The organism is Arthrobacter sp. SAFR-179, assembly GCF_059414945.1.
In genome coordinates, this window is sequence record NZ_JBPFDM010000001.1 from 278300 (window position 1) to 298355 (window position 20056).

Here is a 20056-nt window from a genome sequence, read left to right on the forward strand (position 1 = left end):
CGTTGATAGGTCTGTTTCCCTCACAAACCAGGATTGTGACCCCTTATGAATCTTCTGCGGACAAAATCCATCGAGCAGTCGATTGCCGACGCCGATGAGCCCGGACGCAAGCTCAAGCGTTCCCTCAGCACCTGGGACCTCATGATCATGGGCGTCGCCGTTGCTGTCGGCGCCGGTATCTTCTCGGTGGGCGCCAAGGCCGCTGCCAACTTCGCAGGCCCCGCCGTTACCGTCTCCTTCGCCATCGCCGCCGTCACCTGCGCGCTGGCCATCATGTGTTACGCCGAATTCGCCACTGCCATCCCCGTAGCAGGTTCGGCCTATGTCTTCACCTACGCCACCATGGGTGAACTCCTTGCCTGGATCATCGGCTGGAACCTGATCCTGGAACTGTTCACCGCTGCCGCCGTCATTGCCAAGTACTGGGGCATCTACCTCAGCAAGGTGTTTGCCCTGACGGGCCTGGACGTTCCGCCGGCCATCTCGCTGGGCGGCGTGGACCTTTACTGGGGCGCCTTCCTGATCGTGGCCATCTTCACCGTGCTGCTGGTGCTAGGCACCAAGCTGTCCGCCCGTGTGGGCAACATCTTCACCCTGATCAAGATCGGCGTGGTGCTGTTCGTGATCGTGGTGGGCTTCACCTACGTGAAGGTGGAGAACTACAGCCCGTTCGTTCCCGCCGCCGAGCCCACGGCAGGCACCGGCGCCGCGGACGTCCTGAAGCAGTCCTTCTTCGGCTTCCTGACCGGTGCCGCCCCCGCCCAGTACGGCACCATGGGCATCTTCGCCGGCGCCGCACTGGTGTTCTTCGCCTTCATCGGCTTCGACGTGGTGGCCACCTCCGCCGAGGAAGTCAAGAACCCGCAAAAGACCCTGCCCCGCGGCATCTTTGGCGGCCTGGCCCTGGTCACGCTGCTCTACATCCTGGTTTCCCTGGCCCTGACCGGCATGGTGTCCTACACCCAGCTTGCCGAAGCCAAGAGCCCCACCCTCACCACCGCCTTCGAGGCCGTGGGTGACACCTCCGCCGCCAAGGTCATCGCCTTCGGTTCCCTTGTGGGCCTGACCACCGTCATCATGGTGCTCCTCATGGGCCTGTCCCGCGTGGTGCTGGCCATGAGCCGCGACGGCCTGCTGCCCCGGTCGCTGTCCAAGACCAGCGACAAGCGCTCCACGCCGGCGCGCCTCCAGATCATCTGCGGCGCCGCAGTTGCCCTGGTGGCAGGCCTCACCAATGTGGACCTGCTCGAGGAAATGATCAACATCGGTACGCTGTCCGCGTTCGTGGTGGTCAGCCTGGGCATCCTGGTGCTCCGCAGGAAGCGCCCGGACCTGAAGCCCGCTTTCCGCGTCCCGTTCGGCAAGGTGCTGCCCATCGTTTCCGCAGTGCTCTGCCTGTACCTCATGACCAACCTGGCTGTGGAGACCTGGATCTTCTTCGCCATCTGGCTGGTCATCGGCCTGGCGATCTACTTCGCCTACGGACAGCGGCACTCCCGGCTCAACGAGCGCTTCGCCGAAGCCAGCGTGTCCGTCAACGGCGCACCCGCTGCAGCCAGGACCGAAGCAGCCGCCGAGCGTGACGACGAGGACGAGCTGAGCCGCACCTGACGGCCCGCCGCTCTACGCTGTTGAGCTGCCCGCCCGGCTTCTGCCGGGCGGGCAGCCGCGTTTAAGAGCAACCTGTGTTTCCTGCGGTTCCTGTTTTCAGCGGCTCTGGTACCCGCGGGTCTTGGTTCCGGTGATTCAGGGCGCCGCATGCCGGCCCACCCATTCAATGAGCGGACGGAGCTGCCGCCACCTGCCTGCGATTTCCTCCGCGGCTGCTTCCGTGGAAATCCACTCCGCACGGCCCAGGTGGGACCCGCTGTACAGGGTCTTGTACTTGAGGAGTTCTGCCCGTGGATGGTCCCTGTCGAAGCCGCGGGGAACGGTCTTGAGTTTCTCCCCGTCAATACTGAAGCCGGCCGCAGTAATGGCGTCCACAATCTCCTGCAGCGCTGCGCCGTTTCCCGAGGCATCGGCCGCAGCCCGGAACCTGGCCAGTTGCGCCGGCGTATGGGAGCGGTAGCCGCCTCCCACCAGCAGCCCGTCCGCACTGACCTGCAGGTAGTAGCCCACGCCTTCCTGCCGGGTGGCGAAGGCGCCCTGTGCCGTTTTGTAGGGTGACTTGTCCTGCGAGAAGCGGACGTCACGGTAGGGGCGGAACAGCCTGGCAGGGCCAAACTCGGGCTCAAGCTGCGCGAGGAGCAGGGCCAGGGGTTCCCTGACTGCCCTGTCATAGGTGTCCTTGTGCGCAAGCCACCACTCGCGGTTGTTGTTGTCCTCCAGTTCCTCATAGAACCGGAAGGCTTCCGGGGGAATGCCTGAAAAAGTGTCCATGAACGGAGCCTAGGACGGGCGCGGAGAGCGGGACAGGGGCCCAGGGCCGTATGTGCAAAAAGACAGTGTGTGCAAAAAGTGCCGGGACCGAAAAAACCACCCCGCTGCGGAAACCGTGGCGGGGTGGTCTTTCAGTTCAAGCGGCAGGGTCAGCCGATCTTGTTGGCGGCCTCTGCGTCGGAGGTCGGTGCGGACGGAGCAGCGACCGCACCAAGGTTGGCGCGCAGCTTGGCGCCGAGTTCGGCGTCAACGTTGGTCCAGTACTGGATGGCGCGTTCCTTGATATCGGAGCGCTTCACGCCGCCCACGGCACCGGTGATGGTTTCCAGGAAGCGGGCCTTTTCACCTTCGTTGTAAACCTCGCGGTACAGCGCGCCGGCCTGGACGAAGTCGCCGTCCTCGGCGTGGAGGGAGTGCGCGGCGAGGGTCAGCTCGCCGTCGTTCTCCCAGCCGCCGGCGGTGTTCTGCGGCTCAACGGCGGCCGGGCCGCCGAAGGTGTTGGGGGCGTAGACCGGGACCGAGGGGGCGTTGAACAGGAAGCGTCCCTGGCCGTCCTGGCTGTAGTTGTTGACCTGGTTCCTGGGCTGGTTCACCGGGATCTGCGCGTGGTTGGTCCCCACGCGGTAGCGGTGTGCGTCCGCGTAGGAGAAGATGCGGGCCTGCAGCATCTTGTCCGGCGAGGCTGCGATGCCGGGCACGAAATTCGACGGCGCGAACGTGGCCTGTTCGATCTGCGCGAAGTAGTTCTCCGGGTTCTTGTTCAGCTCCATGGTGCCCACGTTGATCAGGGGGTAGTCCGCGTGCGGCCACACCTTGGTCAGGTCGAACGGGTTGAAGCGGTAGGTCTTGGCGTCCTCGTACGGCATGACCTGGACATGCAGGTCCCACGACGGGAAGTTGCCGGCTTCGATGTTCTCGGACAGGTCGCGGATATAGAAGTCCGCGTCGGATCCGGCAAGCTGTTCGGCCTGTTCGGAGCTCATGGAGTTCACGCCCTGATTGGACTTGAAGTGGTACTTGACCCAGAAGCGCTCGCCCTCGGCGTTGATCCACTGGTAGGTGTGCGAGCCGTAGCCCTGCATTTCACGCCAGGAGGCGGGCAGGCCGCGGTCACCCATCAGCCAGGTGACCTGGTGGGCGGACTCGGGGGACAGGGTCCAGAAGTCCCACTGCATGTCCGCGTCGCGCAGGTGCGTGCCCGGCAGGCGCTTCTGGGAGTGGATGAAGTCCGGGAACTTGATGCCGTCGCGGATGAAGAAGACGGGGGTGTTGTTGCCCACGAGGTCGTAGTTGCCCTCGGAGGTGTAGAACTTCACGGCGAACCCGCGGGGATCACGCCAGGTGTCCGGGGAGCCGTTCTCGCCGGCCACGGAGGAGAAGCGGATCAGCATGTCGGTCTCGACGCCAGGCTGCAGGAACGCGGCCTTGGTGTACTTGGAGATGTCCTCGGTGGTCTTGAACGTGCCGAATGCACCGCCGCCCTTGGCGTGCACTACGCGCTCCGGAACCCGCTCGCGGTTGAACTGGGCGAGCTTCTCAACGAGGTAGTGGTCGGTCAGGATGATGGCACCATCGGCACCAACTGACTTCGAGTGAGCGTCGGATGTAACCGGCGCACCTGACTGGGTTGTGGAAACGGCAGTCATTGTTCTCCTATTTCTCTTTTTCTTGCGAGGGACTGTGGGAAGGAAGTTTCTGGGCCTGCTGGCAGTCCTGGCAGATGCCCTGGTACATGACATCCGCGATCTGGATGGTCATGGGCTTGGCGTCCGGGTTCCAGTGGGGCGTGAGGCAGGGGGCGTGTCCGACGGCGCAGTCCACGTCCTCCACGCGTCCGCAGCTGATGCAGATGGCGTGGTGGTGGTTGTCGCCCACGCGCGTTTCATACAGGGCGGGGGAGTGCGGCGGTTCGAAGCGGCGCAGCATGTGCAGGTCCGTCAGGTCGCCGAGGACAACGTAGACGGACTGGGCCGTCAGTTCCGGCAGTTCGGCCCGGGCGGCGGCAAGGATGCTTTCGGCAGGGGAGTGCGGGTGGCGTTCGACGGCGGCCAGCACAGCCAGCCGCTGCTTGGTCACCCTGCGGCCGTGGGCGCGCAGGGCTGCAGCCCACGCTTCCTGGCCGTCAAAGTGCTCCGTCATGGCTCCATTGAAACACTTATTTTTAGCAACTCACAATAAGGCGCGGCTTACCTCATCGTGTCGGCCATTACTGTTACGGAGTGGGGAAATTACTTGCCGATGTCACACCGCTCAGGGAAAGCCCCGCATTCCGCCGGCTGTGGCTCGGATCGGCAGTGTCCGCCGTCGGCAGCCAACTCACCCTGGTGGCCGTAAGCCTCGAGGTCTACCGGCTGACGCAGGACAGCTTCTATGTGGGCCTGCTCGGCATCTTCGCACTGGTTCCCCTGGTCATCGGGGGATTGATGGGCGGCTCCATCGCCGACGCCCACGACCGCAGGCGCATTGCCCTGCTGGCCACCACCGTGCTGTGGCTGACCACCGGCCTGATCGCCCTGCAGGCCTGGGCGCAGCTGGGCAACGTGTGGCTGCTGTACCTGCTGGTGGCGCTGCAAAGCGGGGCCCAGGCCATCAACCAGCCGGCCCGCAGCGCCATCATCCCCATGCTCATCCGCAAGGAACTCCTGCCGGCCGCCAACGCGCTGAGCATGCTGTCCCTGGGCCTTGCCATGACGGCAGGGCCGCTGCTGGCAGGCCTGCTGGTGGCGTGGCTCGGATTCGGCTGGACCTACACCATCGACTTCGTAAGCTTCGCCTTCGTCCTGTGGGCGGTCTACCGGCTGCCGCCCATGGCTCCCACCGGGGGCCACAGGAAGGCGGGGATCCGCTCCGTCATAGAGGGTTTCCGGTTCCTCGGCACCCGCCCCAACCTGCGCATGACCTTCATCATCGACCTCGTGGCCATGATCCTTGCCCAGCCTCGGGCGCTGCTGCCCGCCGTCGCGGCCCTCATGATCGGCGGCGGCGAGGCAACTGTGGGCATCCTGCTGGCCTGCACCGCCGTCGGCGCGTTCCTGGCCGGCCTGTTCTCCGGGCCGCTGGGCAGCGTGCGCCGCCAAGGGACCGCCGTCGTGGTTTCCGTGATGGGCTGGGGCGCCTCCATCGGGGCCTTCGGCCTGGTGGTGCTGCTGGCCGGCCCCGCGCCGGGAGGAGCGGTGACGCTGTGGCTCCTGCCCGCGGCCATCTGCTGCGCCCTGGCCGGCATCGCCGACTCCATCAGCAGCGTCTTCCGCAACACCATCCTGCAGGCCGCAGCCCCGGACCACCTCCGCGGACGGCTGCAGGGCGTGTTCATCGTGGTGGTGGCCGGCGGCCCCCGGATCGGGGACCTGCTGGCCGGCGGCGCCACCAGGATTCTAAATGAGGGCTGGGTCCTGCTGATGGGTGGAGTACTGTGCATCGCAGGGGCGTGGCTGGCGGCGAAACTGCAGCCGGGATTCCGGGCGTACGATGCGAGGAACCCGGTACCTTAGCGGGCCGTTCCCTTATTGAGGAGGAAACGTGCACAAACACCACAACGGACTGAAGACCGCAGCACTGTTCGGGGTGCTGTGGGCGGTGCTGCTGGGCCTCGGCGGGCTCATCGGGGTGGGCACCCGCAGTTCCGCACCCATCTGGATCATGGCCCTGATCGGCGTCGGCACCACCTTCTACGGCTACTGGAACAGCGACAAGATTGCCATCAGGTCCATGCAGGCCTTCCCGGTGTCCGAAGCCCAGGCGCCACAGCTCTACCAGATTGTCCGCGAGCTTTCGATGCGCGCCAACCAGCCCATGCCGCGCATCTATGTGTCGCCCACCATGAACCCCAACGCGTTCGCCACCGGCCGCAACCCGCAAAACGCAGCCGTTTGCTGCACCGAGGGCATCCTGCAGCTCCTGGACACCCGCGAGCTCCGCGGCGTCCTGGGGCACGAACTCATGCACGTCTATAACAGGGACATCCTCACCTCGTCCGTGGCTGCCGCCGTCGCCGGCGTGATCACCTCGGTGGGGCAGATGCTGCTGTTCTTCGGCGGCGGTGACCGGCGCAACGCCAACCCCCTGGCCATGATCGCCATGGCCCTGCTGGCCCCGTTCGCGGCGTCGCTGATCCAGATGGCCATCTCCCGCACCAGGGAGTACGACGCCGACGAGGACGGTTCGCAGCTCACCGGCGATCCGCTGGCGCTCGCCTCAGCCCTGGCCAAGATTGAGCGCGGCGTCAGCATTGCGCCGCTGCCGCATGACCAGCGGCTGGTCAACGCCTCGCACCTAATGATCGCCAACCCGTTCCGCGGCGGTGCCATGAACAAGCTGTTCGCCACTCACCCGCCCATGCGGGACCGGATCGCCCGGCTGGAACGGCTGGCCGGCCGGCAGCCGTAGCAATCCAGGGCGCACGCCCTAGGTGAAGAGGCCTTCGCCGATGTAGCCGCCCGGCTTCACCCCGCCGGGGACGGCGAAGAGACCCGAGCCGGTGTGCTTCAGGTACTCGACGGCCAGCGTGTCGCCTTTCGCCATGGCCAGCTGCATGGGGACGTAATGCGTCCGAGGATCGGTGACGAAAGCGATGAAGAACAGCCCGGCGTCGAGATGGCCAACGCCGTCCGAACCATCCGTGTAGTTGTAGCCCCGGCGCAGCATCTGCACGCCGTTGTTGTGGCTGGGGTGGGCCATCCGGACATGCGAGTCCAGCGGAATGAGGGGTTTGCCGCCCCTGCCCTGCCGGTTAAAGTCGGGGCTTGTGAACTCCTCGCCGCCGGACAGCGGGGCTCCCGTGCCCTTGGTCCGGCCCACCAGTGCCTCCTGCTCGCCCAGTGAGGTGCGGTCCCAGATTTCGATGTGCATCCGGATCCGGCGGGCCACCAGGTAGCTGCCGCCGGCCATCCAGGCGTCCTGGGGCCGCGCGGCCTGGGCCCACACGTGCTGGTCCAGCAGTTGCTCATCCTCGACCTTGAGGTTGTTGGTGCCGTCCTTGAAGCCGAACAGGTTCCGCGGGGTCTGCTGCGCTCGGGAGGTGGATGATGTCCGGCCGAAGCCCAGCTGTGACCAGCGGACCCGCACCTTCCCGAACCCGATCCTGGCCAGGTTCCGGATGGCGTGCACCGCCACCTGCGGGTCATCCGCGCAGGCCTGGACCACAAGGTCACCGCCGCTGCGCCCGGGGTCCAGGTCATCGCCGGGAAAATGCGGCAGGTCGATCAGCGCCTCGGGCCGGCGGCCGGCCAGGCCGAAACGGGCCGCACCGTCCTTTTCGAAGAGGGCCGCCCCGAAACCGAAGGTCAGGGTCAGCTTTCCGGCATCCAGGTCCAGCGCCTCCCCGGTGTCTTCCGGCGGCGCGCCGTACGGCCCGTCCAAGGCACCCGTTGCCCCGGCCGGACGGCCCTGCGTCAGGGCTTCCGCAGCCTCGGTCCAGTCCTTGAGCAGCTGGATCAGTTCGTCCCGCTTGGTGGTGGTGACGTCGAACGCTGCCATGTGCAGGCGGTCCTGGGCAGCCGTGGTGATGCCTGCCTGGTGGTCGCCGTGGAAGGGGACCACCAGGGTGTCTGCAGCCGCGGGCGCGGCGGAGGCGGCCACGGCGTCGTGGCCCAGGAAGCCGGCAGCCAGGCCGGCGGCGGCGCCGCCCAATCCGGCGATGCCAAACAGGCCGCGCCTGCTCAGGCGCGCTCCCGCCGTCGGCTGTTCCCTGTCCCTGCCATCAAGCGGCGGGTCAGTGGAAACGGCGGATCCGGCCGCCCGGGAGGCTTCGGGCGGCCGGCCACCAAACGGGCACCCGGTCACAGGACCACGGCCGCCGTCAGCCGGGACAGCGGTTCCCCGAGCGCGTCCACCAGTGACGCGAGCCGCTGGACCTGTTCGGTGGCCAGCTTGTCGTAGGAGGTGAAACCGGAGCCCTGGGCATGGGTGGCAAGCTCGTCCTGCAGGGCGGCGAACTTCTCCTCCAGGGAGGCGGCCAAGGCAGCGTCCTTCTGCTGGAGGGCGGGCTTGAGGTTCTCAAAGGCGATGCGGGCGCCGTCCACGTTCGCCTGGAAGTCCCAGAGGTCGGTGTGGGACCAGATTTCCTCTTCCCCGGTCACCTTTCCCGTGGCCACCTCGTCCAGCAGTTCCTTTGCGCCGTTGCCCAGCGCGTCCGCGGTGAACTCCAGGGTCTTGGTGCGCTCCACCAGGTCCTTGGTGTCGGCCACCATGCGGTCGGCGATGCCGGACCGTTCGGCCGCAGTCATGGCGGTGTACTCCGCCGGCGGGAAGAGGTCCTTTTCGGCGCGGTGCCAGCCGGTCCATTCCTGGCCCGGTTCAAGGTCTGCCTCGCGGGCGTCGAGCTGCGGGTCCAGGTCCCCGAAGGACTCTGCCACGGGCTCAATCCGTTCCCAGTGCTGGCGCGTTGCGGCGTACAGGTCACGGGCCTGCGCGGTGTCGCCTGCCGCGAAAGCCGCGGCAAACTTCTCCGTGCCGCTGAGCAGCTGCTCGCTTTGGTCCTTCACATAGGACGCGTACTGGGCGGTGGCAGTGTCCAGGAGATGCTGGAAGTCCGCGTCTGCCGTGGGCTGGTTTCCGGACTGGGTGACCTCCAGGGCGCCCCTGATGCCGTCGCCCTCCATGCCGGGCTTGCACGCCGTGGTGTAGGTGCCGGCCGGGGCGGTGACCACCAAATTGCGGGTCAGGCCCGGGCCGATGTTCTCCACCTCGCCCAGGATGCGCAGGCCGTCCGACGCCAGGAGGTAGAACTCCGTGACTTCCGTGCCCTCATTCTTTACCGAGAAGTTGAGGTTGCCGCTGGGCACGCGGCCGGTGGACACCTTGCACGCAGTGTTGGAGCTGACAACCTCGATGGCTCCTCCCGAGGTATCTGCCGCCTTGGTGTTGTCCGTGCAGCCGGCAAGGAGCAGCGGGACGGCCACGACGGCGGCAGCGAGGCCGGCGGGCCTGTTTCGGAAAGCGTGGCGGGGTTTTTGGGGCAGGGAAAAGCCGGGCATGGGGAAGTCCTTTGAGTGCGGGGCGGGGATGAGGGGGTCAGACGGCCGCTGCGGCCTTGACGGCAGCTTTGGTGCCGGAAGCGGCGGGGCCGGCTGGGGCTTTGCGGTTGGTGCGCAGGTAGAGGAACAGCACGGGCACCACGTACAGGAGCCACGCGGCAGCTTCCAGCCAGGTGGTGGCCGGGGAGAAATTGAGTGTGCCCTTGAGCAGGGTGCCGTACCAGGACGACGGCGGGACCGCGCCGCTGATATCGAACGCCAGGGAGTGCAGCCCCGGAAGGAGACGGGCCTCCTGGAGATCGTGGATGCCGTAGGACAGGACGCCACCGGCGATGACGATCAGGGCCGCGCCCGTCCAGGTGAAGAAGCGGGAGAGGTTGACCTTGAGGACGCCGCGGTGCAGCAGGTAGCCCAGGCCGGCGGCAACTGCCAGGCCCAGCAGGGCGCCGACCAGCGGCTGGGTGGATTCGCCGGTGGCCTTGGCCGCAGCCCAGAGGAAGAGCGCTGTTTCCAGTCCTTCACGTCCCACGGCAATGGCGGCCACCACTGCCAGGCCCCAGCCCGCTCCGTCCGCGGATCTGTCAACGCGTGATTTTAGGTCGCTTCCCAGGGTCCGGGCGGTGCGTGCCATCCAGAAGACCATCCAGGTCACCAGGCCGACGGCGACGATGGACAGGCCTCCGCCAATCGCCTCCTGCGCCTCAAAGGTCAGCCCCTTGGGGCCGAAGGTCAGGAGGGCACCAAAACCAACGGAGACCACCACTGCCGCCGCAACGCCCGCCCACAGCCGGGGGAGGAGGTGGTGGCGGTCCGTCTTGGCCAGGTATGCCATGAGAAGGACTACCACCAGGGTGGCTTCGAGTCCTTCGCGCAGGCCGATCAGGAAGTTGGCAGTCATGGATGTTCTTTCGCTCAGGTAAGCCTTACTTAGGCAGGCCTAAGGAAGAGGTTACCCGCCGCGCGCTATTACGCAAACTAAACGTGCGGTAATTGCGTGCAGGTTACAGGGCCGCCTTTGCGCGTCCATGATTGGCCGCGATACGCAAAAGGCTGGCGCACCCCATGTGTGGGGCGCGCCAGCCTGTAACTGCAGCGAAAAGCACTTTGGGTGCCGAAGATGGCGGCGGTGGAAGGCTAACTGCGGAAGTTCACAAACTGCAGATCGGCTTCCTCGAAGTCCTTCAGCAGCGCCATCACAGCCTGCAGGTCATCACGGGACTTGGAGGAAACCCGCAGTTCATCACCCTGGATTTGGGACTTCACGGACTTGGGGCCCTCGTCGCGGATGAGCTTGTTGATCTTCTTTGCCAGGTCCTGGGCGATGCCTTCCTTAATGGATGCCTCCAGGCGGAACTCCTTGCCCGAAGCGTACGGCTCGCCGGCGTCCAGGGACTTCAGCGAAATTCCGCGGCGGATCAGTTTGGACTGCAGCACGTCCAGGACCGCCAGGACGCGCTCCTCGGAGTTGGCCTTCATGAGGATCTTCTCGCCGCTGAAGTCCACCTCGGCGCCGACGCCCTTGAAGTCGTAGCGCTGGGCGAGTTCCTTCTGGGCCTGGTTGAGGGCGTTGGCCACTTCCTGCTTGTCCACTTTGCTTACGACGTCGAACGTTGACTCGCCTGCCATGACTCTCCTTTGTTGATGGGAGCCCTGTGCGGGGACAGGGCCTGGATCACTGCCATCCAGCCTAGTACGGATGCCCCGGGGGATGGGGGCCGCGCATTCACAGTTCCCTCTCAGCGGACGCATCGGCGGAATGAAGGAGCGCCGGCGAGAGTTGGAGTAGATGTACCGCAGCCTGAAGGGAACACCATGCACCGCAAAGCCGCCCGCTACGTCACCCGGACCACCACGGCAGCGGCCGGGGCGGTGGCCACCGCGGCAACCTCGGTGGCGGCGGCAGCAGTGGCCGCCTCCATCATCTTCAGCCCCGCGGCGGATGCGTCCTCCCGCATGGACGGGGTGCGGGCGGACCTGCAGCGGGCGGTGCAACTTAATCAGATCACCGAGGAGCAGGCGCTGAGCTTCGAGGCCAAGCTCGCTGGACGCATCCTGGGCGAGGCGTAAACCCGCCGTTTTTCCGTGCCGTTCCACGGCTTTTGCGGCAGCCCAGGGCCCGATTCGATTCTTCGGCGGAAGTTCTGTAAAGTTGTCTTGCCCGCGGTTACTGAAGCGGAACGGACCGGAAACGGACCCTTTCGAACACTGCATCGGCGGGTACTTCTTTTGAAGTTCGGCAGATTACCCGAGCGGCCAAAGGGGGCTGACTGTAAATCAGCTGGCAACGCCTACGGGGGTTCGAATCCCTCATCTGCCACCCAAGGAAAGCCTCCGGAACCACCAGGTTCCGGAGGCTTTTTCGTGCCCTTTCCACTGTCTCCGCGCCGGCTGCGGAGGCCGCCTGCAAACGGTGCCAAACCGCCGTCGACACCGTGTTGGTGCGGGCGTAGTCTGGCAGAATCGGCGCACCTGCCTCGATGCCCTGCGTCGATAATTCCATCGATGAAGGAGGATTCAATGAGTGCTGTACGCGAATTCATGACCACGGATGCGCGATGTATCCGTGAAAGCGAGTCCCTTGTGGACGCCGCCCGGATGATGATGGACCTCGACTGCGGCGCCCTTCCCATCTGCGGGGATGACGGCAAGTTGAAGGGCATGATCACCGACCGCGACATTGTGCTCAAGTGCGTCGCTGCCGGCCGTGACCCGGGCCAGATGATGGCCCGCGACCTCGCCACCGGCAAGCCGTACTGCGTCGACGCCGACGCCAATGTGGATGCAGCCATCGACATGATGGAAAAGCACCAGATCCGCCGGCTCCCGGTGATCTCCGACCACAAGCTCGTTGGCATCATCAGCCAGGGCGACATCGCACGCAACTACTCCGAACAGCGCGTTGGCGAACTGGTGGAACACATCTCGGAGCGCCACGGGGTGTAGCCCCCGCAGCGCAGCATGGCCTTGTCCGCAGGTCCACCCCTTCAGGGTCCGGACCCGCGGACAAGCTTTGTAAACATCAGCTCACTGCGTTCAGTTCAGTGCGATCAGGAGCATCTGGCTTGTGCCGGGGATGCAGGTCTGCAGGATGGCCCGGGGGAAACCGCCGAAGACCGAAATCACGTCGTTGGTGGTTCCGGGATTGGGGACCGTCCCGCGCCCCGTCGCCGTGAAGGTTCCATAGCCCGGGATGCTGACCGTCTCTCCCACGCCGATTCCGGAGAACCTGGCCCACCCGCCGCAGAAATCGTGCTCCGTGATGAAGAGCGAGTAGCCGTCGTTGGGCGTGTAGTGGATGGGCCCGATGCACGCGTCAACCATGGACTGGCCGCCGGAGCCTGCAACGTAAATGGTCCGGACTGCAGGTGCTGCGGGCACGAAAACCGGTGCCGGTGCCGGTGCTGCAGCGGGAGCCGGAGCGGGTGCAGCGGCGTCAGGGGCAGGCGCCGGAGCCGGAGCCGGCGCAGGTGCGGCCACTGCTACGGGCGGGCCGGTCAGCAGGAGCGTCTGGCCAGGGTAGATGGTGCTGTAGGCGCTGAGCCCATTGGCGGCGAGCATGGCGTTCATGTCCACGCCACGGCTGGCCGCAATCGCCCCCACCGTGTCGCCGGGGGCCACCGTGTACAGGTTGGGGTCACCGCCGGGTTCGGGAATGGGCGCTGGTTCCGGTGCCGGTGCCGGTGCCGGTGCTGGTTCAGCTGGGGCCGGCGCTGCCTCGGCGGCCTGCGCAGCAGCCTGTGCTGCCACCGCCGATACCGCACCTGGATCAGCGGACGCCCCGGGGTCTGTTGCTGGTTCGGCTGCGGCGCTTGGCGACGCCGGTGCGGCGACTTCTGCCACCTGTGCAGCCGCCGTCGTGCCTCCTGTGAAAGCAGCCGGTGCGGCCAGTGCGCCCACGCCCACTGCGGCCACAACGGCCGCCGTGGCCATTCCGGCCCATAACCTGTTGCTGATAAGAGGCCGGCCGGTGTTGAGGTCGGTCCGGGGTTCGTCGGTGGCGAAGCTCCTGCTGATGCCGTCGGGGGAGGGGTGGAAAGGCTGGCTCATGGAATTGGCCCATCTGGGTTCGGTCCAGCCAGGCTGTGCTGCTGCACGCCGGTGCGCCGGACGGATGGAGAAGTCATTGCACCGCCGGCCCCGGCAGTTGCCGGAGCCGCAGGCGGCACAGGTTGGAGGCATCCGCATACCCAGAACATGCGGAGCTCCGCGTGAAGGCAGGAACTTCCGGAAGCCACCCGGGGGACCTGCCAGTGCGTGTTGGTCCTAGGAATCCCGAGTCTAGGAACCGCCCCAAGGGCGGGGCATCAGTAGGAGTTACCCGAGTTTCCGGGGCCGGTACCCGTCTGTGGCGGCGAAGCTACTCATCCGCCGGAGCTCCAATACTTGCTGCTACAGCGTCCGGTGCTCCCGTAGCTCCGCGATCTCCCGGCGCAATGCGGCAATCTCGGCCACCAGTTCGGTCACTTCAACCCGCAGGGGCTCCTCCACGGCCTCTGCCACAGTTTCCGCCGTGTCCTCAACGCGCTGGACCAGCCAGGAGGCAATGGAAGCCGTCACCACGCCCAGCACGGCGATGCCGCTCATCATCAGCGCCGTCGCCACCAGCCGGCCAATAGGCGTTACCGGATACATGTCCCCGTAGCCAACTGTGGTGATGGTGGCGGTGGCCCACCACAGGGCGTCGCCGAAAGTGGTGATTTTGGCCTCCGGCGCCCACTGTTCAACGTCCAGCACCGCCAGCGCGCCGACGAAGACCAGCAGCGCAGCGGAGCCCGCCACATACGTGACCACCCGTCCGCGCAGCGTTTCGCCAACGGTCCGGTGCAGCACTGACAACAACGTCACCAGGCGCAGCAGGCGCAGCGGCCGGAAGAAGGGCAGGGCCACGATCACCAACTCGTGCAAATTCCGGACGAACCACTGCCTTCGGTCTGCTGCCAGCCACAGGTTTGCCGCATAGTCCAGGACGAACACGCACCAGGTCACCCACATGATGGCCTCGAGCCAGTCAGCTCCACTGCCCTCAATCCGGCCGATGACCTGCCAGGCATACGCGCCGAGGAACACCAGTGCCGTCGCCATCAGGGGCCACTCCGCCAGGGCCCGGTAGCGTTGCTGCGTCATGCGGAAAATCCTACGGGGATAGCCGGCAGCACAGCATGCAGAAGAATGTTACCGGCGGGTAACATGAGGGCATGCACCTGCTCCTGAGAACACTGCTCATGCTCGTCCGTTCCGCGCGGCGTCCGCCGCTGACCGTCTGGGACCCGTCATCCCTGCCGCTGCGGGTCCTGCCCACGGACATCGACATTGCCATGCACGTCAACAACGGCATGTACCTGTCCCTGATGGACCTGGGCCGGTTCGACCTCATGGTGCGCAGCGGCGTCTGGACGCGGATGCGCCGCCGCGGCTGGACCCCGGTGGTGTCGGCGGAAACCATCTCCTTCCGCAAATCGCTGCAGCTCTGGCAGCACTACACCATCGAGACCCGCATCATCGGGCTGGACACCAAGGCGATCTTCTTTGAACAGCGCATGGTGGCCGACGGCGAGATTTACGCACGTGCCTACATCGCCACCCGCCTGGTGACCAAGGCCGGCCCGGTCAGCCAGGAGGACATCATGGCCGAGTTCGGGACCCCGCCGGCGGACCTGGTGCTCCCCGAATGGATCCACGAATGGCGCGCCTCCAGCGCCCTCCCCGGCAGCCGCACCCCGGCCCCGCACCTGTGGAATGCCAGCCGCTGAACCCGCGTGCCGGCGTCGTACGTCCCTCTATTCCCGATGACGCGGGGAGCGAACACGGGCGACAGCCGCGGCCGTGGCGCGTAGCGTAGACACATGGCTACCCTCGACATCACAGGTGAACAGTTCGCATCCACGATCGAAGGCAACGATATTGTCCTGGTCGATTTCTGGGCAGAATGGTGCGGCCCCTGCAAGCAGTTCGGCCCCACATACTCAGCAGTTTCCGAGAAGCACCCCGACGTCCTCTTCACCAAGGTGGACACCGAAGCCGAGCAGCAGCTCGCGGCGGAGGCAGGCATCACCTCCATCCCCACCCTGATGGCGTTCCGCGAAAAGGTGCTGGTGTTCTCGCAGCCCGGCGCGCTGAACGCCCAGCAGCTGGAACAGGTGGTGGACGCGGTGAAGGCACTGGACATGGAAGAGGTGCACGCCCATGTGGCCCGCCAGCGTGAGGAAGCGGCCGCCGCGGCCGGCAAGCCTGCCGGCCAGAGCGGCCCGCAGGACGGCACGCAGATCCCCGATTTCTAAGACCCGGTATTAAACAGGAATGCGGGACCTCCCTCTGGAGGTCCCGCATTCTTTGCGTTCAGGGCTGCGTCAGACGCGTTCCACCTTGACCGGTTCGGCCAGCAGCGCGCTCAGCGACTCGTTCAGGTCCTGCACGGCGGTGCCCTTGGAGTGCTTGTCCAGGTCTGCCTCGGACGCCCACTGCTCGGTCAGGACCAGCTTTTCCTCCGTGGCCTCGGTCAGCTCGTAACGGATGCAGCCTTGCTCGTTCACCACCTCATCGATCGCGATTTCCAGGGCCAGCTTGACGCGAAAGAACTCGCCGTCGTTGGGGATGAACGTTGCTATCAGATCAATCGGTGCACTCATGGATTTCACAATACCGGGGCTGCGGGGCCGCCCTGTTGTGTTGCGGCCGTTTCCCCCGCCTGTCCTCCTTCTCCTGCCGGGATCCTGTTGGTAGCGTGCCATCATGCGTGCTTACACAGCCGGGGACACTGACGTCCCGCTCCTGGAGGAAACCATTGGCGCGAACTTTGAGCGCGTGGCCGCGCAGTTCCCCCTCCATGACGCCCTCATTGAGGCCGCTCCGGTGCCGGGCGCCGATGCCCGCCGCTGGAGCTACACCAAGATGAACGACGACGTCGACCGGCTGGCGCGTGCGCTCCTCGCCTTGGGCATCGGCAAGGGGGAGCGGGTGGGCATCTGGAGTCCCAACTGCGCCGAATGGACGCTGCTGCAGTACGCCACCGCCAAGGCCGGCGCCATCCTGGTCAACGTCAACCCGGCCTACCGAAGCCACGAACTCGAATTCGTGGTCAAGCAGAACGGCATGCGCATGCTGTTCACGGCGCCGACGGACGCCAACAGCGACTACGTGGCCATGGCACGCCAGGCCCTGCTGACGTGCCCGGACCTGCGGGAGCTGGTGTTCCTCCCGGACCACGGGCTGGACGGGCTGACGGCCGGAAGCCCCCAAAGCGGCGCCGAACTCACGTACGCCGAACTGCTCAGGCGCGCGGACGACGTCGGCCATGCTGCCCTGAAGGCCCGCATGGCCGAACTCCATCCGCATGATCCCATCAACCTGCAGTACACGTCCGGCACTACGGGATTTCCCAAAGGTGCCACGCTTACGCACCACAACATCCTGAACAACGGCTACGCCATCGGCGAGCTGCTGGGGTACACCGAGCGGGACCGGGTGGTCATCCCCGTGCCGTTCTACCACTGCTTCGGGATGGTGATCGGCAACCTCAATGCCCTCAGCCACGGAGCGGCCACCATCATTCCGGGACGCGGCTTCGCGCCTGCGGCCGCGCTGGAGGCAGTGCAGGACTTCGCCGGGACCTCCCTCTATGGGGTTCCCACCATGTTCATTGCCGAGCTGGCGCTCCCGGACTTTGGCTCCTATGATCTGTCCACGCTGCGCACCGGGGTGATGGCCGGTTCGCTGTGCCCCATCGAGGTGATGAACCGGGTGATTTCGGAGATGCACATGGTGGATGTGGCCATCTGCTACGGCATGACCGAGACCTCGCCCGTCTCCACCATGACCCGCAAGGGCGACACCCTCCAGCAGCGCACCGAGACCGTGGGCAGGACCATGCCACAGCTGGAGAGCCGGATCGTGGACCCTGCCACAGGGGAGGAACTGCAGCGCGGGCAGATCGGCGAGCTCTGCACCCGCGGCTATGCCGTGATGGCAGGGTACTGGAACCAGCCGGACAAGACGGCCGAGGCGATCGACGCCGACGGGTGGATGCATACCGGCGACCTCGCCCGGATGGACGACGACGGGTACGTGGTGGTGGAGGGCCGGATCAAGGACATGGTGATCCGCGGCGGCGAGAACATCTACCCGCGCGAAATCGAGGAGTTCCTCTACACGCACCCCGACATCCAGGACGTGCAGGTGATCGGGGTCCCGGATGCCAGGTACGGCGAGGAACTGATGGCCTGCATCATCCTCAAGCCGGGTGCCGGGCCGCTGGATGCGGGGACGCTCGCGGAGTATTGCCGGGGGCGGCTGGCCCATTACAAGATCCCGCGCTACGTGGAGGTCCGCGAGAGTTTCCCGATGACGGTCTCGGGGAAGATCCGCAAGGTCCAGATGCGCGAGGAAGCAGTGGCCCGGCTGGGGCTCTAGGTGTCCAACCGGCGGCGGCCTGTGCCTGCCCGGCCTGCTCCTGTGCGGACGGCGACGACGGCCAGGACGGCGGCTACAGCCAGCGCCGCCAGGGCCAGGACCGCGCCACCTTCCCACCTGGTCAGGGATGTCAGCGGTGCGGTGCGGGTGCTGCCGCCGGCACTTTCACCGGCGGGAATGTTCCATTCGTCCGGAGCGGGGAAAATTCCGGCGGGCAGCTGCTCCTGCTGGAGTTCCCGCGCGGAGGCGAGCCGCTCCCGGACTTCATCATTTGGGGCAGGCACCACCGCATCCGCTGCCACCGCTGCGGACAAATCCACAAGGTAGGGCTCGCCGTAATACGCCGACGAAGCCACAGACTCCACCCAGGTGCCGGGCGGCGGCTCCACGCCGTGGCGGGAAAAGGCGGCAAGCAGCATCTCCCGGATCTCGTCCAGGCTCTTGCCCTCGGCCTCCCGGGTGACCTCGAAGATGGCCAGCTGGAGCTGCACCTTCTCATCCGCCATGGGGTCCTTGGCGCTGGGGTCCTCTCCGGTGGGATCGACGTCCAACGGCTCCCTGCCGGCCTGGTTCCTGGTGCCTGGGTTGGAGCTCATGGGGATCCTTTCGGTCGTAGTTCAGCAGTCCGCCTGGCTGGACGCGCTTACTGGGGCCGTACCCATTGCCAACCCGGGTCATGCGTTTGTTGCAGGGGGATCCCGGGAGTTCAGTGCCCCCGGTGGTCCTGGATGGTCATCCGCGGGCCGAAGGTGGGTTTCCGGAAGCCCGTTGCCTGGATCATCCGGACCACCCGCTGCCGGTGCCCCCGCCAGGGTTCCAGCAACCGGAGCATCCCGGCGTCGTCCGTCCTGCGTCCGGTCAGCGCGGCCCCCACGTAGGCGGCGAGGTGGTAGTCGCCCACCGAAATCGAGTCCGGGCAGCCGTGGGTTCGCTGCACCACCTCTGCGGCAGTCCAAACCCCGATGCCTGGAATGGCCTGCATCATCCGGGCAGCTTCCGCCGCCGGCAGCGCCGCAAGCCGTTCCAGCGCGACGGCGGAGCGCAGCGCCCGCATAACGGTGGCCGAGCGCTGTGGTCCCACGCCCGCCTTGTGCCACTCCCAGCTGGGAACCTGCAGCCACCGGGCCGCCGTTGGGGCCACCACCAGACCTGCCGGGGTGGACGTTCCGGCCGGGGGAGCCGGGGTGCCGTAGCGGTGCACCAGGTAGCGGTAGGCACGCCGTGCCTCGATGACCGTCACCTTCTGCTCCAGGATGATCGGGACCAGCTGGTCCACCATGCGGCCGCTCGAAGGCAGCCGGACCGCCAGGCTGTGCCGCCGGGCCTCCCGGACCATCCGGGGCAACGTGTCATGGAAGGACGGTTCGTCGAAACCCCGCCAGTCGTCGTCGGCCCCCAGGAGCCGGGGCGCTGCCTCCACCGCGGCCGCGGCGCCGGGGCCCCACGCCTGGATGTCCACCAGGGGCCCGCCTGCTGCGCCGCCTGCAGGGGCGAGCCGCATTGTTGCCGGGCCGGCCGGCGTCGTAAACGCATTCCAGATGACGTCGCCCTGGACGCAGAAGGAAGGATCACTGTTGCCGCGCAGGAGCGGCCCAAGGGTGCGGGAAAGGCTGTAGGGGGCCTCCGGATACCACCGCAGAGACACGTCCGCCGCGGCTGCCAGCCGGGGTGGTGCCTCTGCGATCGTCATGTCTTCCATCGTCCCACGGACCACCGACAGCGGCGCGACAACCATCCGGCAGATAAGCCAGACTTGAGCGGGAATACACCCCGGAAGCAACGGTAGAACGGCCCTAATTTCCCGCCCCGGCAAAACCTACAATCCACACGGCGGTGCGGAACCGACCGCGCCGCAACCAGGAGATGGCAGGAGCGCAGCAATGGGCGGAGTAGTGCATTTCGAGATCCCGGCGGATGACCGGGAACGGGCCAGGAAGTTTTACCAGGAAGCGCTGGACTGGCGGATAGAACCGGTGCCGGGGATGAACTACAGCATGGTCATCACCGCGGACATGGATGACAACGGCCAGCCTGTGGCTGCCGGCGCCATCAACGGCGGGATGATGGCCAGGGAGGGGCAGATCACCCACCCGGTGATCACCGTGGATGTTCCGGACATCAACGCAACGCTTGAGAGGGTAGAGCAGCTGGGCGGGTCGGTGGTCATGCCCAAGAACGAGATTCCCGGCATGGGCTTTACGGCCTATTTCAAGGATTCCGAGGGCAACGTGATGGGGCTCTGGGAGAATCTGCCGGCGGAAGGGGAATCGCGCCTGGATACCTGACTCGTGGTA

21 protein-coding genes and 1 tRNA gene are annotated in these 20056 nt (G+C 66.3%); 10 read left to right on the forward strand and 12 right to left on the reverse strand.

Annotation, left to right across the window (positions count from 1 at the left end):
- The first annotated feature begins 45 nt into the window (after positions 1 to 45).
- A complete protein-coding gene (locus ACR65K_RS01400) occupies positions 46 to 1611 on the forward strand; it encodes an amino acid permease (protein WP_440151057.1) in 1566 nt (521 codons plus the stop codon).
- A gap of 135 nt (positions 1612 to 1746) precedes the next feature.
- On the opposite strand, the gene ACR65K_RS01405 is transcribed toward ACR65K_RS01400, so the two are convergent.
- The 3 genes from ACR65K_RS01405 to ACR65K_RS01415 form a co-directional block, all read right to left on the reverse strand.
- Positions 1747 to 2382 (reverse strand): DUF2461 domain-containing protein, encoded by a 636-nt coding sequence (locus ACR65K_RS01405; RefSeq protein ID WP_440151058.1) that lies wholly within the window; start codon positions 2380 to 2382, stop codon positions 1747 to 1749.
- Between the two features lie 149 nt (positions 2383 to 2531).
- Positions 2532 to 4028, reverse strand: coding sequence for a catalase (locus ACR65K_RS01410; protein ID WP_056329529.1), 1497 nt, complete (start codon positions 4026 to 4028; stop codon positions 2532 to 2534).
- Positions 4029 to 4035: 7 nt separating this feature from the next.
- Positions 4036 to 4521 (reverse strand): Fur family transcriptional regulator, encoded by a 486-nt coding sequence (locus ACR65K_RS01415; RefSeq protein WP_056329532.1) that lies wholly within the window; start codon positions 4519 to 4521, stop codon positions 4036 to 4038.
- Positions 4522 to 4601: 80 nt separating this feature from the next.
- On the opposite strand from ACR65K_RS01415, the gene ACR65K_RS01420 reads away from it, so the two are divergent.
- Both ACR65K_RS01420 and htpX read left to right on the forward strand, forming a co-directional pair.
- Positions 4602 to 5873 (forward strand): MFS transporter, encoded by a 1272-nt coding sequence (locus tag ACR65K_RS01420; protein WP_056329533.1) that lies wholly within the window; start codon positions 4602 to 4604, stop codon positions 5871 to 5873.
- Between the two features lie 28 nt (positions 5874 to 5901).
- Positions 5902 to 6768, forward strand: coding sequence for a zinc metalloprotease HtpX (htpX, locus tag ACR65K_RS01425; RefSeq protein ID WP_056329536.1), 867 nt, complete (start codon positions 5902 to 5904; stop codon positions 6766 to 6768).
- Between the two features lie 18 nt (positions 6769 to 6786).
- On the opposite strand, the gene efeB is transcribed toward htpX, so the two are convergent.
- From efeB to ACR65K_RS01445, 4 genes are all read right to left on the reverse strand, one after another.
- Positions 6787 to 8163 (reverse strand): iron uptake transporter deferrochelatase/peroxidase subunit, encoded by a 1377-nt coding sequence (gene efeB, locus ACR65K_RS01430; RefSeq protein WP_440151059.1) that lies wholly within the window; start codon positions 8161 to 8163, stop codon positions 6787 to 6789.
- Positions 8160 to 9356 carry an iron uptake system protein EfeO gene (efeO, locus tag ACR65K_RS01435; protein WP_440151060.1) on the reverse strand — a complete coding sequence of 399 codons (1197 nt, stop codon included), beginning with the start codon at positions 9354 to 9356 and terminating at the stop codon, positions 8160 to 8162. The genes efeB and efeO overlap by 4 nt, the downstream gene beginning before the upstream one ends.
- A 37-nt stretch (positions 9357 to 9393) precedes the next feature.
- The gene (gene efeU / locus ACR65K_RS01440) at positions 9394 to 10254 is read right to left on the reverse strand and encodes an iron uptake transporter permease EfeU (RefSeq protein WP_440151062.1); all 861 of its coding nucleotides are present in this window, start codon (positions 10252 to 10254) and stop codon (positions 9394 to 9396) included.
- Between the two features lie 236 nt (positions 10255 to 10490).
- Complete coding sequence (locus ACR65K_RS01445) at positions 10491 to 10982, reverse strand: YajQ family cyclic di-GMP-binding protein (RefSeq protein WP_056329547.1); 492 nt, start codon at positions 10980 to 10982, stop codon at positions 10491 to 10493.
- 186 nt (positions 10983 to 11168) lie between these two features.
- Between ACR65K_RS01445 and ACR65K_RS01450 the strand changes: the two genes are divergently transcribed.
- The 3 genes from ACR65K_RS01450 (at position 11169) to ACR65K_RS01460 (ending at position 12299) form a co-directional block, all read left to right on the forward strand.
- A complete protein-coding gene (locus tag ACR65K_RS01450) occupies positions 11169 to 11423 on the forward strand; it encodes a hypothetical protein (RefSeq protein WP_056329550.1) in 255 nt (84 codons plus the stop codon).
- A 168-nt stretch (positions 11424 to 11591) separates the two neighbouring features.
- A tRNA-Tyr gene (locus tag ACR65K_RS01455) sits at positions 11592 to 11673 on the forward strand.
- A 200-nt stretch (positions 11674 to 11873) separates the two neighbouring features.
- Positions 11874 to 12299, forward strand: coding sequence for a CBS domain-containing protein (locus ACR65K_RS01460; RefSeq protein ID WP_056329552.1), 426 nt, complete (start codon positions 11874 to 11876; stop codon positions 12297 to 12299).
- 90 nt (positions 12300 to 12389) lie between these two features.
- Here the strand turns inward: ACR65K_RS01460 and ACR65K_RS01465 are convergent, their stop codons facing one another.
- Complete coding sequence (locus ACR65K_RS01465) at positions 12390 to 13403, reverse strand: LysM peptidoglycan-binding domain-containing protein (RefSeq protein WP_440151064.1); 1014 nt, start codon at positions 13401 to 13403, stop codon at positions 12390 to 12392.
- Positions 13404 to 13745: 342 nt separating this feature from the next.
- Positions 13746 to 14480, reverse strand: a complete 735-nt coding sequence (locus ACR65K_RS01470; protein ID WP_056329558.1) for a potassium channel family protein — start codon at positions 14478 to 14480, stop codon at positions 13746 to 13748.
- A 71-nt stretch (positions 14481 to 14551) separates the two neighbouring features.
- On the opposite strand from ACR65K_RS01470, the gene ACR65K_RS01475 reads away from it, so the two are divergent.
- Both ACR65K_RS01475 and ACR65K_RS01480 read left to right on the forward strand, forming a co-directional pair.
- Positions 14552 to 15106: an acyl-CoA thioesterase gene (locus ACR65K_RS01475; protein ID WP_056329562.1), complete on the forward strand. Its 555-nt coding sequence runs from the start codon at positions 14552 to 14554 to the stop codon at positions 15104 to 15106.
- 93 nt (positions 15107 to 15199) lie between these two features.
- Positions 15200 to 15634 (forward strand): thioredoxin family protein, encoded by a 435-nt coding sequence (locus ACR65K_RS01480; protein ID WP_056329565.1) that lies wholly within the window; start codon positions 15200 to 15202, stop codon positions 15632 to 15634.
- 69 nt (positions 15635 to 15703) lie between these two features.
- On the opposite strand, the gene ACR65K_RS01485 is transcribed toward ACR65K_RS01480, so the two are convergent.
- Positions 15704 to 15982 (reverse strand): putative quinol monooxygenase, encoded by a 279-nt coding sequence (locus ACR65K_RS01485; protein ID WP_056329568.1) that lies wholly within the window; start codon positions 15980 to 15982, stop codon positions 15704 to 15706.
- Between the two features lie 103 nt (positions 15983 to 16085).
- On the opposite strand from ACR65K_RS01485, the gene ACR65K_RS01490 reads away from it, so the two are divergent.
- Entirely contained in the window at positions 16086 to 17762 is a 1677-nt protein-coding gene (locus ACR65K_RS01490) for an AMP-binding protein (protein ID WP_056329572.1), read from the forward strand.
- Here ACR65K_RS01490 and ACR65K_RS01495 read toward each other — a convergent pair.
- The gene (locus tag ACR65K_RS01495; RefSeq protein ID WP_440151068.1) at positions 17759 to 18358 is read right to left on the reverse strand and encodes a hypothetical protein; all 600 of its coding nucleotides are present in this window, start codon (positions 18356 to 18358) and stop codon (positions 17759 to 17761) included. The two genes, ACR65K_RS01490 and ACR65K_RS01495, sit on opposite strands and share 4 nt — an antisense overlap.
- Before the next feature lie 110 nt (positions 18359 to 18468).
- Entirely contained in the window at positions 18469 to 19452 is a 984-nt protein-coding gene (locus ACR65K_RS01500; RefSeq protein ID WP_056329577.1) for a DNA-3-methyladenine glycosylase family protein, read from the reverse strand.
- Positions 19453 to 19642: 190 nt separating this feature from the next.
- On the opposite strand from ACR65K_RS01500, the gene ACR65K_RS01505 reads away from it, so the two are divergent.
- Positions 19643 to 20047, forward strand: coding sequence for a VOC family protein (locus ACR65K_RS01505; protein WP_056329580.1), 405 nt, complete (start codon positions 19643 to 19645; stop codon positions 20045 to 20047).
- Positions 20048 to 20056 lie beyond the last annotated feature (9 nt).